This window comes from Fictibacillus phosphorivorans (assembly GCF_023715845.1).
In the GTDB taxonomy this organism is placed as follows: Bacteria; Bacillota; Bacilli; order Bacillales; family Fictibacillaceae; genus Fictibacillus; species Fictibacillus phosphorivorans_D.
The window spans coordinates 20,275-35,580 of sequence record NZ_JAMBOR010000028.1 but is presented as its reverse complement, the minus strand read 5'-3'; the positions used below and the strand labels follow the sequence as shown (position 1 = coordinate 35,580).

17 protein-coding genes are annotated in these 15,306 nt (G+C 43.0%); 2 read left to right on the top strand and 15 right to left on the bottom strand.

Going from position 1 to position 15,306, the window contains the following annotated elements:
- The first annotated feature begins 6 nt into the window (after positions 1–6).
- A complete protein-coding gene (locus M3206_RS19235) occupies positions 7–87 on the top strand; it encodes an IS3 family transposase (protein ID WP_425590722.1) in 81 nt (26 codons plus the stop codon).
- A 107-nt stretch (positions 88–194) separates the two neighbouring features.
- Here the strand turns inward: M3206_RS19235 and M3206_RS17140 are convergent, their stop codons facing one another.
- The 14 genes from M3206_RS17140 to M3206_RS17075 all read right to left on the bottom strand — a co-directional run bounded on the left by M3206_RS17140 (position 195) and on the right by M3206_RS17075 (position 13,112).
- Entirely contained in the window at positions 195–386 is a 192-nt protein-coding gene (locus M3206_RS17140) for a 4-oxalocrotonate tautomerase (RefSeq protein WP_251313730.1), read from the bottom strand.
- Positions 387–399: 13 nt separating this feature from the next.
- Positions 400–1,200 carry a 2-keto-4-pentenoate hydratase gene (locus M3206_RS17135; RefSeq protein ID WP_251313729.1) on the bottom strand — a complete coding sequence of 267 codons (801 nt, stop codon included), beginning with the start codon at positions 1,198–1,200 and terminating at the stop codon, positions 400–402.
- A gap of 3 nt (positions 1,201–1,203) precedes the next feature.
- Positions 1,204–2,232 (bottom strand): 4-hydroxy-2-oxovalerate aldolase, encoded by a 1,029-nt coding sequence (gene dmpG / locus M3206_RS17130; protein ID WP_251313728.1) that lies wholly within the window; start codon positions 2,230–2,232, stop codon positions 1,204–1,206.
- Positions 2,219–3,130, bottom strand: coding sequence for an acetaldehyde dehydrogenase (acetylating) (locus tag M3206_RS17125; RefSeq protein ID WP_251313727.1), 912 nt, complete (start codon positions 3,128–3,130; stop codon positions 2,219–2,221). The genes dmpG and M3206_RS17125 overlap by 14 nt, the downstream gene beginning before the upstream one ends.
- A 26-nt stretch (positions 3,131–3,156) precedes the next feature.
- Positions 3,157–3,942 carry a 2-keto-4-pentenoate hydratase gene (locus M3206_RS17120; RefSeq protein ID WP_251313726.1) on the bottom strand — a complete coding sequence of 262 codons (786 nt, stop codon included), beginning with the start codon at positions 3,940–3,942 and terminating at the stop codon, positions 3,157–3,159.
- A gap of 260 nt (positions 3,943–4,202) precedes the next feature.
- A complete protein-coding gene (locus tag M3206_RS17115; RefSeq protein ID WP_251313725.1) occupies positions 4,203–5,672 on the bottom strand; it encodes an aldehyde dehydrogenase in 1,470 nt (489 codons plus the stop codon).
- Positions 5,673–5,675: 3 nt separating this feature from the next.
- Positions 5,676–6,146 carry a RidA family protein gene (locus M3206_RS17110; protein WP_251313724.1) on the bottom strand — a complete coding sequence of 157 codons (471 nt, stop codon included), beginning with the start codon at positions 6,144–6,146 and terminating at the stop codon, positions 5,676–5,678.
- Positions 6,118–7,164, bottom strand: coding sequence for an amidohydrolase family protein (locus tag M3206_RS17105; protein WP_251313723.1), 1,047 nt, complete (start codon positions 7,162–7,164; stop codon positions 6,118–6,120). The genes M3206_RS17110 and M3206_RS17105 overlap by 29 nt, the downstream gene beginning before the upstream one ends.
- Positions 7,152–7,694, bottom strand: a complete 543-nt coding sequence (gene nbaC, locus M3206_RS17100) for a 3-hydroxyanthranilate 3,4-dioxygenase (RefSeq protein ID WP_251313722.1) — start codon at positions 7,692–7,694, stop codon at positions 7,152–7,154. The genes M3206_RS17105 and nbaC overlap by 13 nt, the downstream gene beginning before the upstream one ends.
- A gap of 15 nt (positions 7,695–7,709) precedes the next feature.
- Positions 7,710–9,197 carry a 4-hydroxyphenylacetate 3-hydroxylase family protein gene (locus M3206_RS17095; RefSeq protein WP_251313721.1) on the bottom strand — a complete coding sequence of 496 codons (1,488 nt, stop codon included), beginning with the start codon at positions 9,195–9,197 and terminating at the stop codon, positions 7,710–7,712.
- Positions 9,198–9,447: 250 nt separating this feature from the next.
- Positions 9,448–10,731 (bottom strand): TRAP transporter large permease, encoded by a 1,284-nt coding sequence (locus tag M3206_RS17090; RefSeq protein ID WP_251313720.1) that lies wholly within the window; start codon positions 10,729–10,731, stop codon positions 9,448–9,450.
- The gene (locus M3206_RS17085) at positions 10,728–11,279 is read right to left on the bottom strand and encodes a TRAP transporter small permease (RefSeq protein WP_251313719.1); all 552 of its coding nucleotides are present in this window, start codon (positions 11,277–11,279) and stop codon (positions 10,728–10,730) included. Before M3206_RS17085 ends, M3206_RS17090 begins: the two co-directional genes overlap by 4 nt.
- Before the next feature lie 23 nt (positions 11,280–11,302).
- On the bottom strand, positions 11,303–12,322 hold the full coding sequence (locus M3206_RS17080; protein ID WP_251313718.1) for a TRAP transporter substrate-binding protein: 1,020 nt from the start codon (positions 12,320–12,322) through the stop codon (positions 11,303–11,305).
- 40 nt (positions 12,323–12,362) lie between these two features.
- Positions 12,363–13,112, bottom strand: coding sequence for an IclR family transcriptional regulator (locus M3206_RS17075; RefSeq protein WP_251313717.1), 750 nt, complete (start codon positions 13,110–13,112; stop codon positions 12,363–12,365).
- A gap of 409 nt (positions 13,113–13,521) precedes the next feature.
- Between M3206_RS17075 and M3206_RS17070 the strand changes: the two genes are divergently transcribed.
- Positions 13,522–14,667 carry a histidine kinase N-terminal domain-containing protein gene (locus M3206_RS17070; RefSeq protein ID WP_251313716.1) on the top strand — a complete coding sequence of 382 codons (1,146 nt, stop codon included), beginning with the start codon at positions 13,522–13,524 and terminating at the stop codon, positions 14,665–14,667.
- 42 nt (positions 14,668–14,709) lie between these two features.
- Here M3206_RS17070 and M3206_RS17065 read toward each other — a convergent pair whose 3' ends face one another.
- A complete protein-coding gene (locus M3206_RS17065; protein ID WP_349774022.1) occupies positions 14,710–15,192 on the bottom strand; it encodes an alcohol dehydrogenase catalytic domain-containing protein in 483 nt (160 codons plus the stop codon).
- Between the last annotated feature and the right edge of the window lie 114 nt (positions 15,193–15,306).

The window sequence follows — 15,306 nt, the reverse complement described above, 5'->3', positions numbered from 1 at the left end:
CAATACATAAAGTATTATAATGAAGAGCGAATTCAAGAAAAATTAGGCTACCACACTCCAATCGAATTTGGAAGTATGGCAGCCTAACAGGTGTTTTATTATTGTCTCAATTGACTAAGTCAGTCTATTGCGCCGGCTTTTTTAATGCCTACATTTTTTCTTTATCGTTCATAGATTTGATTCTCCCTCAATCATCAAAGGGTCTCCATCTGTTTTGGTTTTCCGCCTACTCCCCAGTGTTTATTCGGAACCTCCTGGATGAGTACGCGTACTTGTTCTTTTTTTACATCTAAACTCTCAGCAGCGGCGTTCGTTAAACTCTCCATCAGCTTACTCAGCTGCTCATCCGTTCTGCCTTCAATGACTTGAACCTGAATAATCGGCATGTGTAGGTTTCTCCTATTTTACGTATCTGGACGACAGCGTCACAGAACCTAACCCGTCAAACTGCGCGATGATGGTGTCATCCATATCAAAAGCGATCGCTTCTGATAAAGCTCCACTAAGTACGATGTCACCTTTTTTCAATCCTTCACCTCGCTTAGCCAGTTTTTGAACCGCCCATGCAACGGCTTCTGCAGGGTGGCCCAGAACCGCAGAACCTGCTCCTGTTGCAACCATCTCCCCATTTTTACTCATAACCATTCCGATGCCTGCTAAATCCAACTCCTCAGGCTTCACCATCTTGCTTCCCAAAATCAATTTCGCGGATGAACAATTATCGGCTACAACATCTGGAAGTGTAAAACGGAAATCTTTATAACGGCTGTCGATTACTTCGATCGCTGCTACGACAAATTTAGCCGCATTCATGACATCGTCAGCGGTAACATCTTTCCCCTGCAAATCATCCCCCATAATAAAAGCAATCTCGGGTTCAGCTTTTGGATGAATCAGTCTGTGCTGCTGGAGCGGCTCCCACTCAAAAGCAAGCATGTCACTCAAAAGATAGCCATAAATCGCTTCATGAACACCCATCATTTCCTGCTTCGCCTTACTTGTAAGTCCAAGCTTGATGCCTAATCTCTTCGTTTTCGTTTTCTCCATCCGTTTTTCAATCAGCTTTTTTTGCAGATCATATGCTTCATCAATTGTAAGATCAGGGTACTGATCCGTTATTTTCACTACTTCTTGTACATCACTTTCCGCTTTTAAAAGATAGTCGATCACTTCACTATCAGACCTTTTCGTTACTGTCACGCTTTACACCTCCATTTTCGTTGTTTTAGCCAGTTCAGCCGCTACTTCAATAATGAGATCCTCTTGCCCGCCAACCGCTTTTCGTTTGCCTAATTCTATTAAAATATCTCTTGGGTCTAGATTAAAGCGTTTCCCAGCCCGTTCAGCATGTAAGAGAAAGCTAGAATAAACGCCGGCGTAGCCCATTGCGAGACTCCCTTTACGAATTTCTTGAGCCCCCGGAAGCATCGGACCGATCACATCCTCTGCTAAATCCATCATCTTATAAAGATCGATTCCTGTTTCAATCCCCATCCGGTCCAGCACGGCAAGTAACACTTCCGTTTGGGTATTGCCTGCCCCTGCCCCAAGACAACGAACACTTCCATCAATTCGCGTGGCACCTTCCTCGATTGCCACTAACGTGTTTGCTACAGCAACAGAAAGATTGTTATGCGCATGAAACCCTACTTCAATATCAAGTGAGTTTCTTAGTGCCGAAATCCGCTCTTTCACTTCATGAGGCAGAAGGGCTCCGGCTGAGTCTGTCACATACACCCCTTGTGCGCCATATGACTCCATGAGTTTCGCTTGCTCCACCAGCTTTTCTGTAGGAGTCGAGTGAGCCATCATCAAAAAGCCCATCACTTCCATCCCCAGTTCACGAGCCGAGTGAATATGCTGAGCGGAAACATCAGCTTCCGTAACATGAGTCGCGACCCGGACAAGACTTGCGCCGAGCTTATGAGCCTCTTTCAACTCTGAAACAGTACCGATACCTGGCAGCAAAAGGACAGCTACTTTGGCCTGTTTGCAGGCGCCGACTGCGGTTTCAATCAGCTTCATTTCATCGATAAGTGATTTCCCGTATTGAAGCGTCGAACCCCCTAACCCATCACCATGGCTCACTTCGATATAATGCATGCCCGCTTCATCAAGAGCCTTCGCTGCCTCAAACACTTGCTTTTCCGTAAATTGATGAGCCATCACATGACTGCCGTCTCGTAAACATACTTCAGTTATTTTCAGCGGCAAAGGACTATTTCGTTTCATACATGGTCACCGCCTTGTCTAAATGTTTTTCCTGACCGAGCAGGTGCTTGGCTACCAATTCGCCCGTTTGTTTTGCAGCAGCGGTCATGATATCCAGATTGCCCGCGTATTTCGGAAAATAATCTCCAGCTCCTTCAACCTCGACAAAAATAGTAACACGGCTGCCATCAAATAAAGGTTCTTGTTTTATACGATAACCAGGTACATAACTCATTACTTTTTTCTCCATGGATGAGATCGACTCTCTGATTTTCTCTTCGTCCAGGTTCCTAACTTCACAATGGATGGTCGCCCTCATTAAGATGGGAGGGTCAGCTGGATTTAAGATAATGATCGCTTTTCCTTGATCGGCACCCCCAATCTCTTCGATCCCCCGCCGCGTTGTAATCGTGAATTCATCGATGTTTGCACGAGTTCCGGGACCTGCACTTAATGAGGAGATCGTGGCTACAACCTCACCGTACGCCACATCAGCCACTTCGTTAATCGCATGCACTACCGGAATCGTGGCTTGTCCTCCACAAGTGATCATATTAATATTACATGCCTCCAAATGATCACCTAAATTTACAGGCGGACAAACGAAAGGTCCTATTGCTGCTGGGGTCAAGTCGATCACGGTCTTGCCCCTATCTTTTAAAATATCAGCATGTCTCGTATGCGCTTTAGCAGATGTGGCATCAAAAACGATATCTGCAAGTTCCGGTCTTTCTATAAAATCCTCGATACCATTCGTGAATACCCGGTACCCCGCAGAATTCGCACGCCGGAGTCCATCAGAATCCGGATCAATTCCGATCATGGCTGTAAGTTCAAGACAATCGCTTTTTTGTAGCTTATACATCAGGTCAGTGCCGATGTTACCTGAACCGATAATAGCTGCTTTTATCTTTTTCACGGATATTAGTCCTTTCTGCAAAAAGTTTAGTCACAAAATGAGATAGAGACTGTCCCAAGCTTACCGAAAGCTGCCGTAATCTCATCACCGCTATCAACATCGATCGCAGCTGATAGGGCACCTGGAAGAATCAGTTCCCCTGCTTTTAAAGAAATGTTATAGTCTGCTAGTTTGTTAGCGAGCCAGGCAACCGCTTGTGCGGGATGGCCAAGTGCTGCAGCACCCGCTCCGGTTGCGGTCACTTCTCCATTTTTCAAGAGTGTCATGCTTAACGTTCGCAAATCTACTTGATCGATCTCATAAAAAGATTCACCGATCACAGCTCTTGCGGATGAACCATTATCCGCCACCGTATCCACAAGCTGAATCTTCCAATCTTCTATTCGGCTGTCTATGATTTCTAACGCAGGAACTAACGCTTCCGTTGCCATCAGAACATCGATATACGTCACATTCGGACCACATAGATCTTCCTTTAAAATAAATCCGATCTCCGCTTCCACTTTCGGTTTGATAAAGTCACGTCTGGATAGTACACTGCCATTCGTTACTCTCATATGATCCAAAAGGTGGCCATAGTCCGGCTCATTAACGCCAAGCATGTTCTGCATGGCTTTGCTCGTCAACCCTACCTTTTTTCCGATGACCACCCGTCCTTCATCCAGCTTCTTCCTTACCCATTGCAATTGGATGCTATAAGAGTCCTTAACTGACAGTTCAGGGTAGCGTTTAGATAACGGAGTAACCGGAACAAGTTTCTCTTCTGCCTCAAGGAGTTCTGCGGTTAACGTTGAAATGATCTGCTGTTGCATCTTAGTAAATCCTCCTTTCTCTATTCAAAGAGCAAAACGCGACTGGAATCCAATCACGTTTAAAAAAACTATATTTAAGTAAGGCCTTTGTTACGGTTAAAAACAAATGAAAGAAGTTGATTTCCACTTCAGGATGCTCGTTTTCCGGGGGCGTGCGGTGAGCCTCCTCTGCGCTTTGCGCCGTTAGGAGTCTCGCACCTTGCGCTCCAACCAACTTGCAAAGAGGTCTTTAAAGCCCTTTATAGCATCTTCTTTCGACATTATAACTTCATCGTTATCGTCTTCACTTCTGAATAAAATTCGAAGCTGTGTCTGCCGCCTTCTCGTCCGATCCCGCTTGCTTTTGAACCGCCAAACGGTGTTCGAAGGTCACGTATGTACCAGCAGTTCACCCAGAGCAGACCTGAATCAACAGCCGCTGAAACCCGCTGTGCTCTGCGAATATCATTCGTCCAGACCACGCCTGCTAGTCCATACTGTGAATCATTTGCAATGCGGATCGCCTCTTCTTCTGTTTTAAAAGGGATGACCACAAGAACCGGACCAAAGATTTCTTCCTGTGCCACACGCCACTTATTGTTCACATCATACAAAACAGTGGGTTCATAAAAATTGCCCCCTTCAAGACCTTCAACCCGCTTACCTCCGCATGCGAGCTTAGCTCCTTCTTTTAATCCGATATCTACATAGTTTTCGACCGATTCAAGATGACCTTTCGATACAAGAGCTCCCATATCGGTGTCTTCTTGGGTTGGGTCGCCAACTTTTATCTTCTTAACAGCTGCAACGAATTTGTCCATAAACTCATCATAAATGCTTTCTTGCAGAAGCAATCTGGATCCTGCCAAGCAGATTTCTCCTTGATTCCGATAGATGGCATCTATGGACCCTTTGACCGCTTCATCTAGATCAGCATCTTCAAAAACGATGTTTGCTGATTTACCGCCTAACTCTAGCGATACCGGTATCAAATTTTCAGCTGCGTTTTTCATGATCGTCTTTCCTGTGCTTGATTCTCCGACAAAAGAGATGCGACGTACGTTGGGATCTGTGGTCATTGCGGCTCCCATCGTACTGCCAGGGCCAGTAATGATGTTCAGTACTCCTGGCGGCAGTCCGGCTTCATTCGCAATGTCCCCAAACATCACTGCAGAAAGAGGAGTATAGGAAGCTGGTTTGACAACAACCGTATTTCCTGCAGCTAGGGCAGCTGAAGCTTTCCATGTCATCTGCATAAACGGAAGATTCCACGGGATGATCAGACTCGTAACTCCCGCAGGACTATACTTGGCATAAGACATAATGTTGTGTTTATCGTAGTGCTCACTCACCATATATTTTGACATCTCGGCAAAAAAGCGGAAATTAGATGCAGCACGGGGGATATCAAACCCTCGACTTTCTTTGATCGGTTTACCGACATCGAGCGTTTCAACCATCGCTAGCTCTTCCACATTCTCCATGATGAGATCTGCCATCTTGCATAAAATATCTGAACGCTCTTCAAGAGGCATCCTGCTCCAAACCCCACTGTCATAAGCCATTTTAGCAGATTGGATCGCACGCTTCGCATCTTGCTCACTGCCGTTTGCTACAAGTGCAAGTTTCTCGTTCGTCGCTGGATTTATCGATTCAAACGTCTCCCCAGATCGTGCATCTACATATTCTCCATCAATGAACAGTCTCGCGTTTTTTACTTTTACCTGTTGTGTAAGGGTTTCTGATTTCACGTTCTAGTCCCCCTTCTCTTCTTCGATCTCAACAATCATCTCAATTTCTATCGCCGTTCCCCCTGGAAGCTGTGCCATTCCAACTGCAGATCTTGCATGTTTTCCCTTTTCACCAAAAATATCGACCAAGAGATCAGACGCACCGTTGATAACTTTCGGCTGATCGGTAAAATCTTCTGTGCAGTTTACAAACCCTAAAAGCTTAACAATCCGTTTCACCTTGTTTAAACTTCCCAGTTCGTGCTGAACAACAGCAAGCAGATTGAGCATAGACTGTCTTGATGCCGCATATCCATCTTCCAGCGTCAGGTCTTTACCAACCTTTCCATGATATTGATCAACACCTTGTCCCGCTGTAAAAAGAAGATTGCCCACTCGGACACAGCTTACATAATTCCCGACAGACGGGCGCACTTCTGGCAGTACAAGCCCCAATCGTTCTAGCTTATCCTCCGGTGTTTGAATGAGTTGCAACCGCTGCACCCCGCTTTCGTTTTTCAAGATTCAAAAAGGCTGCTGCGTTGCCGCCAAGCATTGCCTTGCGTTGTTCATTTGTAAGCTCCAGTGTTTCATCCAGAACTTTTCCTGGATTCACTTCACGCAACAAGAACGGATAATCAGAACCCATAAAAATTTTGTCAGACCCAAAACGCTCCATCATATACCGGATGTTCATCGGGTCATAATTGAGTGAATCAAAATAAAATTGCTTCGCATAATGACTTGGAGGATGTGTGGTCAGACGTAAGTGAGGCCACACATGCCAGCCCTGATCAAGTCGCGGAATCAAATAAGGAAATGCGCCGCCGCCATGAGCAAAACAGACCTTCAGTTTTGGAAACTTCTCCATCATTCCGCTCCAGATTAGTGATGCTGCTGCAAGTGCCGTCTCACTCGGCATCCCGATCGTATACATGAAGTTATGGTTTGGCATACGTTCTTTACCAAGGGTTTCCCACGGATGGATGAAGAGTGGAACTTCCCACTCCTCCGCTTTTTTAAAGAACTCCATAAAAGAAGGATGGTCCAGGTTCTGACCGTTAATATTCGTTCCGATCTCAATGCCATGAAGACCGAGTTCGTTCATGCAGCGGTCCATCTCACGGATTGCAGTCTCAGCATCCTGCATCGGCACGGTTCCAAGTCCTGCAAAACGGTCAGGATATTCTTTCACCGTTTCGGCGATGAAGTCATTTTGGATTCGTGCCATCGCTTCTGCTTGTTCCGGCGGTGCCCAATAGGAAAATGTGACAGGGATCGGGGATAGAACTTGAATGTCTACCCCTTCACGATCCATGTCATCAATCCTTTTTTTCGGATCCCACACTTGGTCGGTTACGTCCCTGAAATTTTTGCCGCCGACCATAATGGCAGCTCCACATGCACATGTTCTGTTTAAAACCGGCCATCTTTCCCCACCATACTTCTCAGCAAAGTCAGGAAATGACTCTGGAATGATATGTGTGTGAAAGTCAATTCTTAGCACTTCCATTCCTCCACGTTCTCAGGCATCTGATAGCCGCAGTCTTTGCACAAACGGATACGTTCATTTGAGTTAAAGCTATGGATCGCTTCTTTTACTTGCTTTTCAATATCATTTAACTGAACGGTCACGCGGTGCATCTCTGAGTCACAGCGATCGCAGAACCATACAAAATCCTCAAGCTCTCCTTGTGCACGTTTGCGCTCGATAACCAAACCGTACGAATCGGCTACACGGTGAGGTGAATGTGGAACCATGGCAGGAAGCATGAAAACATCACCTTCTTTTACTTCCACAACTTCACGCTTGCCTTCTTGATTGATGATCTCTACATAACAGCTGCCTTTGATCTGATAGAAGAACTCATCTGATGGGTCCACATGGAAGTCTCGTCTTTTGTTCGGTCCGCCTAAAATCATCGCGATAAATTCAGAATCCTGCCAGATTACCTTGTTGTTTACCGGTGGCTTAAGAAGATCCTTGTTTTCTTCGATCCATTTTAATAGGTTAAAAGATTGTAAAGTTGTTGTTGTACTCATCCTAATTGCCTCCTTTTATTTAGCCAGCTTTTGCTGGTCAGCTACAAAATCATGTGTGACAGAAAGGGCTTCATCAACCATTGAGAATTTCGCTTTTCGTTTATAACCGTTATAGAAAATCGCTCTCTTCCGAATAGGATCCCCTGTGTAATAGCGCTCATATTGTACAAGGCGCTGCCCGAAAGCTTCTCCGCAGAGATCCCAAGCAAGCTTAAACAGCTTCACACGTTCTAGTGAATCAACACCTTCACGGCCTACGTAATACTTATCGATCTCACTACGAAGTTCTGGAACGTTAAAATCATCTCCCGTCGGTGACATGAGCAAGCCGCCTGCACCGATGATCTGGATGACTTCGATCGCTCGTGGATACATCTTTGGAAGCATGCCTCGGATCGTCTCGAGTGCTGCACCATTCGGCATCACTTCACCAGACGATGTCGTTTCATACTCATACTCCGCTACACGCAATAAAGAGCGGATAACTTCTACATTTTGTACAAGTTCACCTAAGTCATTCTGAACGTTTAGGTATCCATCTACCCCGATTGAGTCAGCTAGTTTACAAGCTACTTCTGTTGCAAATGCTAGTTTTACATAGCCTCTAACCCCTGATTGGTGGGCAGGCTGTTGGGCGATTCCAGTCTTCGGATATAAAAGATTAGCAGCTTCCACATTGTTATAGAGAAAGACACGATCCCAAGGAACCAGTACATCATTAAAGACTAGAAGTGCATCCATTTCTTCAAAACAAGAAGCGAGTGGATGATCAAACAGTGAGCGTTTTCCATCCTGCATCGGTTCACGGCAAACGAGTTTCAGTCCTGGCGTGTCCACCGGCACCGCAAATGCAAGAGCATAGCGTTCGTCTCCAGGTGCGAACCCAGGGAACGAGTAGATGATAACTTCGTCTGTTATCGGAGCAAGGGTTGCGAGCATTTTTGCTCCACGTACGATTAGTCCCTCTGGTGTTTCTTCAACGGCTCCAAGATGCGTAAACATATCTTTTTGCCCATGAGAGTTCTTGCTTCGGTCGTTCTGCGGATTAATGATCGCATGAGTTAAAAACAGATCATTGTCTCTTATGTAGTTATAGTAGTTTTTGATATTCAAAGACCATTCTGGATTGTACTGATCTAAGAACCATCCATTATGTGCCATGCCTGTTACGACAACGTTCAAAAAGTCAGGGGTACGGCCCATGAGCCCAAACGTAGATCTTGCATAAATTTCAAACAGCTGGCTTCTTGCCATCAATTCTTCATAGCTCGTCGGGTGAAGGAATGCGTTATTAACCCTTTCACCTGTTTCTTTGCAAATATGTGTAATGGAATCTTGATATTGCGGGTCGTGCTGCATGTCGTACAGTTTGGCGATCTCTTGAATCGGCTGTTTAAAGACTGGTTCGTTTACAACATCTGTGACTCTCCTGCCCTCTAACCAAATTTCTGGTGAACGGGACTGCAAACCTTGGATATATTCTGCACCAGTTCTAATTCCCATACCATTTGCCTCCTCTATGAATAGTTGTTTAATTTGTAATCACTATATAAGAAAGCGCTTTCAACACTCAACGCAGAAATTTCATATTATGAAATTATCAGAAAATTAATTTAATATTGTGAAAAATCTTAGGGAGTTGATTTCCGTTTCAGATGCTCCAATAAACTTGGTCAATGATGATGCAAATATTAAATTCATTTAGAAGAATAATCCTTCAAAAAAAAGAGCCTTTTTAATAATGGCTCTTTATTTAAAGACCGATCATTCTTGGGATCCAAAGAACTGCGTCTTCTAAATATGTGATTAAAAATAAAATAGCGATCGCTATTACTAAGAAGGGTGCTGAAGATTTTACTAATCTCTCAAAGCGGACTTCGGCAATGGATGAAACGATAAATAAACCTGTCCCTACTGGTGGAGTTAGTAAGCCGATTGTTAAGTTGATGCAGATAATGACACCAAAATGAATGGGATCAATATTAAAAGACGTTATCAAAGGCATAAAAACCGGGACTAATATGATCAGTGCGGCAATTCCGTCTAGAAGCATTCCTACTAGCAACAACATGATGTTTACGAGTAATAAAAACACAAATGGGTTTTCGGATATCGATAACATGCTGTCGGCAAACAATTGCGGAATCTGTTCAAACGCGATCAGCCAGCCGAAGATATTGGCCATCGCGATTAAAAAAGTAACGGTCGCCGTGCTAATTACTGTGTTGATCAAGATCTGAGGGATGGAAGTCCCATTTAATTCCTTATAAAAGAACATGCCTATTAAAAAGGCGATTACACAAGCAACAGCAGCGGATTCGGTGGCAGTAAACGCACCGCTTAGTATACCGAAGATGATCACAAAAGGTACAAGAAGAGCAGGCAGAACTTTAACGGTGCTTTCCCACATTTCTTTACCTGTTGCTCTTTTGCTTTTCGGAAAATTGTATTTGTATCCCATATAAGCAATAACACTAATGAATGCCACTCCATAGATCAGACCTGGCACAATTCCTGCCATGAACAAGCCTCCGATAGAGGTTCCAGAAAGCGTTCCATAGATGATGAATATCATACTTGGTGGGATGATCGGTGCGATAATTGATGAAGCCAGTGTTAAGGAAGATGAAAACTCCTTGTTATACCCTTCCCTTTCCATCTCAGGCACCATGATTTTGCTCATCATTGCTGCCTGAGCATTCGCTGATCCTAGTATTGACGCTAAGAACATATTGGCAACAACCGTTACATATGCGAGTCCGCCGCGTACATGACCGACGAATACTTTTGCAAATTTTACAAGGCGAGTCGTAATCCCTCCTCCGTTCATAAGCTCACCTGCAAGCATGAACAGCGGAATGGCCAATAAGCCAAAATTGTCGAGTCCCGAATAGAGTCTCATGGGTGTTGAATCTAACAATGCCGTATTCCCGTTCAGGTAAAAGTAGACGACTGTAATCATTCCGAGCACAAGAGAGATCGGAATTCCCATCAATAAAAACAGAATGAAAATTCCAATGATGAGAGCAGTTGTCATAATTCTGCCCCCTTCGTTTTCAGTATGTGAACCAATTGAGCAAGTATGTGTATGCATGCAAACGTTAAGCCGATCGGTACAGCACTATACGGAATCCACATGGGCAGCAAAAGAGCAGTCGATTTTTGAAAAGCTACCCCGTCTGATAAGATCCACGTGTATGTGTATTTTAATAATAAAACTAGAAAAGCGATAATGAAGATTTGGCTGAAAACCCCAATCCACATCTTTAATCTTTGCGGACAGTAATCGAGCAAAAGTGTAACAGCAGCCTGGGACTTATTTTTTAGCCCCAGACTCCCTCCTATAAAACTGATCCAAATCAATAGAAACACAGCAACTTCTCCCGACCATGATAGAGGTGCATTAAAAAAGTATCGAAATGCCACTGAGAGTGCTACGATTATCGCTAACGCTAACATAAAGATCAGAGCAAGCAGTTTTTCAAATCTAGAAATTCCATTGCTTAGGCTTAAGAATATATCGCTTCCTCCTTTAATCGGAGGTTTTACAGGTTGATTCATATTTTTTTCATAGTCTATGTCCATCTTCAACCCACCAATCTCTTCATCTACTTCCTTACAGCACCTAAGAATTCCTGAATCAGCGGGTCAGTCGATCCATATTTTTTATCAAACTTTTCTATATAAGGTTTGAAAAGTTCAGGATCAATATCATAGATTTCCATCCCGTTATCTGCCAATTCTTTTCTGAACTCTTCTTCTTGTCCTGCACGTGTCGCAACAGCGTAATCCGCTGCTGCTTTTAAGGACTCGCGGACGATCTTTTGATCTTCTTCTGACATCCCTTCAAAGGTACTTTTATTGACCATAGCAACCGCCGGCCATACCATGTGGTTCGTTACGGCTCCGTATTTTGCCACTTCATAATATTTGTTTGTGATTGCAGCATCCAAATCCATATCCATGCCGTCGATTACACCAGTCTGAACAGCTGAATATACTTCCGGAAGTGGAAGGCCTTCTGTTGAAGCTCCGGTAGATTTATAGAAATCCTGCATCGGCGGGCTTGGTGTTACACGAAGTTTCAAGCCTTTCATATCTTCAGGTTTCTTTACATGCTTGTCCTTAAACAACATGACACGCTGACCTGCAAACAAATAATCTAGACCAGTGATTCCTTGTTCATCAAGGGTTGCAAGCATTTTCTTTGCCGGCTCTGTTTCTCTTGCTTTATGAGCGGCCTCAAGATCTTTAAAGGCATAAGGGGCAAACCATGCTGCAAATGATGGAGAACGCGAGCTTATGTAAGCAGCTGTAATAAATCCAAAATCAACGGAACCTGATTCGATCTGCTGCATCATGTCTGCTTCACTTCCAAGCTGAGAGGATGGATAGATTTCAAGCTCAATTCTTCCGTCTGATCGCTTAGAAAGCTCCTCTTTAAATTTCTCTGCTGCTTTATGCCACATATGGGAAGGCGGCGTAATATGTGCAAGTTTGAACTTATAGGTTTTTCCGTCAGCAGAAACCTCCCCTGAACTTGCTGAATCTGTTGATTCGCTGCTGCATGATGTCAGAAGGATTAATGCTAAAAAAAGTGTAAGCACTGCCTTTAACCTTTTCTTCATCTTTACTCCCCCGATACAATTTTGATAAATGTAAGCGCTATCATAAAACGCTAATAAAACCTAGTTCTTTCGAAATAGATTCTGCTGTCTTCACGACATGATGAATCATAGATGGCGTGTCATGCCCCAGCATATAAGCCACAGGACCTACCATATTAAGTGCTGCAATCGTCTGTCCTGTATATGACTTAATTGGCGCAGCTATTCCATACAGACCCATTTCATTTTCATTATTGCTGATGGCATATCCATTGGCTCTTATTTGAGCAAGTTCTTCTTTTAATTTTTCAACGCATGTGATGGTGTTAGGCGCACGTTGAAGAAGACCTCTAGAAATAGTAGGTTTGATCATTGAGGTATTGTAAGCGAGCAAGACTTTTCCCGTACTCGTACAATAAGCAGGCTTGGTATCACCAATAAAAGTAGGGACTTGTACTGAATTGGATGAAGCAACACGCAGAACGAATCTTACTTCTCCACGATCCAGCATTCCGATATGTACAGTTGTGTTGAACCTTCTGACAAGACCTTCACACAGCGGAAGTGCTTCGGTGTTTATGTCTTGCTGATACATGACATGGTTGCTCCATTCTAGAAGCTTCCATCCTAATCTATATTTTTTCTGACTATCTTGGATGAGAATACCTTCTGAGCAAAGTGTTCGGACGAGGTGGTGGACCGTACTTGCGTTCATATTTAATTTTTTTGCAATCTGCAAGTTTCCAAGTGCTGGTTCATCCTTGGTAAAGCAATTTAATATCCTTGAAATTTTTTGAACAGATGAGATCATAGATTCTCCCCCTCAAACGGATACATGATTTAGAATGTCAGCTTAAAGACAACCACCCCTTTCAATATGCGTTCATCGTATTGAAAAAGGACGGTTGAGACAATCGAGTAATTTCATATTATGAAATTACTTAAAATATTTTTAGAATAATTAGAAAATTTAACGGACTTTTGAAGGATAGTACCAGCTAGTAAAGAAGAAGTATAAGTATTGAAGTGCATTATAAATTTCGTTAGAAACGACTAAATTACCTACTTTTTATTTTTCTTTTTTAATAAAAAAGTTGTAAACTGTATATAGCATTTACCTTGTTAATGAATTACTATATATAGTAGGATTACTTTTACATGGCAAATAAATTCTCTTCCTATTCATATATCATCATTTCATGTTGAAAGAGGTGCGGACGTTGGACATTACGGAGAGCCTGATTACATATATGGATGAAAATCTGCCCAGCTATTTACACGATTGGCACAAAAAAGTCGTTATCACTAACCACGACATACATAAGGATAAAGTTATCAGAAATGCTCTACACATGATTGAACTCGTGAAGCTCTCCTTACGCGGCCAGCTTTCGCCTGACAAAATTAAGGAGCTCGCACACGAAGTTGCCGTCCAAAGATTAGAAGCAAAGATTAACATAGGAGAATTCGTTTATAATGTAAATTTAGGGCGAAGTGAAATCGTCAGGTTCGTCACTGGTTCAGGAATTTCCATTCAGCAGCTTCAGCCAGTCATTGAAACGATCAACTCTCTTTTTGATGAATTCCTGTATCACGCTGTTAAAAAGTACACCCAATTAAAAGATGCTGAAATCCAAGAAAAAACGCACTTTATCGACCAAAGCCATAAAGAACGCCTCACCATTCTCGGACAGATGTCATCGAGTTTTGTTCATGAATTCCGAAATCCCCTGACGGCAGTTATGGGATTTGTTAAACTCATGCAGCAAGAAAATCCGCAAATGAAATATATCGATATCATCAGCCATGAACTCACCCAACTTAATTTCCGTATCTCTCAATTTCTTCATGCTTCTAGAAAAGGGGTTCAGGAAAGGGATGCAGAGGAGTTTGCGCTCGAGGATTTATTTTCAGACATACTAGATTTCATGTATCCGAGTCTAGTAGATGCTGATGTGAATGTGGTCCCTCGTATTGATCCAACGATTACGCTTTGGGCACATAGAGATGAATTGAAACAAGTTCTTCTTAACTTAATCATGAACTCCATCGATGCATTAAGACAAAAGAAACAAGATCGGCGGATCATGATATACAGCAAAATGGAATCCGATTCTTCAGATTCTCATGTACATATTACAATTTCAAATAATGGACCTGCTATACCTCCAGAGACAATGAAAACAATCTTTGAACCTTTTTATACAACGAAAGAACTGGGTACAGGGATTGGTCTGTTTGTATGCAAAAAAATCATAGAAAAACATTACGGAACCATCAGCTGTACTTCCGATGAGAACAATACGACATTCACTATCGTCTTACCGCTAGAGGCGAACGTTAAGAAAAAATTACCTCAAACATAACCCAAAAGGAACTCGGAAGTACCGAGCTCCTTTTTCTTATTCCTAAGGTTTTAACACAACTTTGATACATTCATCCTCATGATCATTAAAGGTTTGATACGCTTTGCCTGCCTGTTCTAAAAGGACGCGGTGCGTAATAATTTCTGTAGGATCGAACTCTTGATTCATGATCTTATCAAAAAGCAAGGGCATGTAATGAATAACCGGAGCCTGTCCCATTTTTAACGTCACATTTCTCTCGAAGATATTCCCTAGAGGAAACATGTTGTACATGGAACCATAGACACCTGTAAGACCGCACGAAATATTGAATGGAAGTACAACGCGATCTCCCTTTTTTACCCGTGTTACTTCTGGACCTACTTCTTCTACGATTCCCATCGGTTCATGTCCTATCACATAGTCTTTCCTGGCAGGAAGAACACCTTGATAGATATGAAGATCAGAACCACAGATGGCAGTTGAGGTAATACGTACAATAATATCGTCCTTTTTCTGAATCACCGGATCGTCAACATTTTTCACCTGAATGTCTTTTGTACCTTGGAAAGTAACTGCTCTTAATAACCTCCTAGATGTAGAATACTTACTCCTTTCCCTCGTATTTCAAAAAGTATGTTCTAATAAATACTTTTAAGA

Excerpts from the sequence above, each read along its gene's own strand:
- M3206_RS17090 (WP_251313720.1), bottom strand. The coding sequence starts at position 10,731 with ATGACAACTGCTCTCATCATTGGAATTTTCATTCTGTTTTTATTGATG.
- M3206_RS17085 (WP_251313719.1), bottom strand. The coding sequence starts at position 11,279 with ATGGACATAGACTATGAAAAAAATATGAATCAACCTGTAAAACCTCCG.
- M3206_RS17140 (WP_251313730.1), bottom strand. The coding sequence starts at position 386 with ATGCCGATTATTCAGGTTCAAGTCATTGAAGGCAGAACGGATGAGCAG.
- M3206_RS17095 (WP_251313721.1), bottom strand. The coding sequence starts at position 9,197 with ATGGGAATTAGAACTGGTGCAGAATATATCCAAGGTTTGCAGTCCCGT.
- M3206_RS17075 (WP_251313717.1), bottom strand. The coding sequence starts at position 13,112 with ATGATCTCATCTGTTCAAAAAATTTCAAGGATATTAAATTGCTTTACC.
- nbaC (WP_251313722.1), bottom strand. The coding sequence starts at position 7,694 with ATGAGTACAACAACAACTTTACAATCTTTTAACCTATTAAAATGGATC.
- dmpG (WP_251313728.1), bottom strand. The coding sequence starts at position 2,232 with ATGAAACGAAATAGTCCTTTGCCGCTGAAAATAACTGAAGTATGTTTA.
- M3206_RS17080 (WP_251313718.1), bottom strand. The coding sequence starts at position 12,322 with ATGAAGAAAAGGTTAAAGGCAGTGCTTACACTTTTTTTAGCATTAATC.
- M3206_RS17120 (WP_251313726.1), bottom strand. The coding sequence starts at position 3,942 with ATGCAACAGCAGATCATTTCAACGTTAACCGCAGAACTCCTTGAGGCA.
- M3206_RS17105 (WP_251313723.1), bottom strand. The coding sequence starts at position 7,164 with ATGGAAGTGCTAAGAATTGACTTTCACACACATATCATTCCAGAGTCA.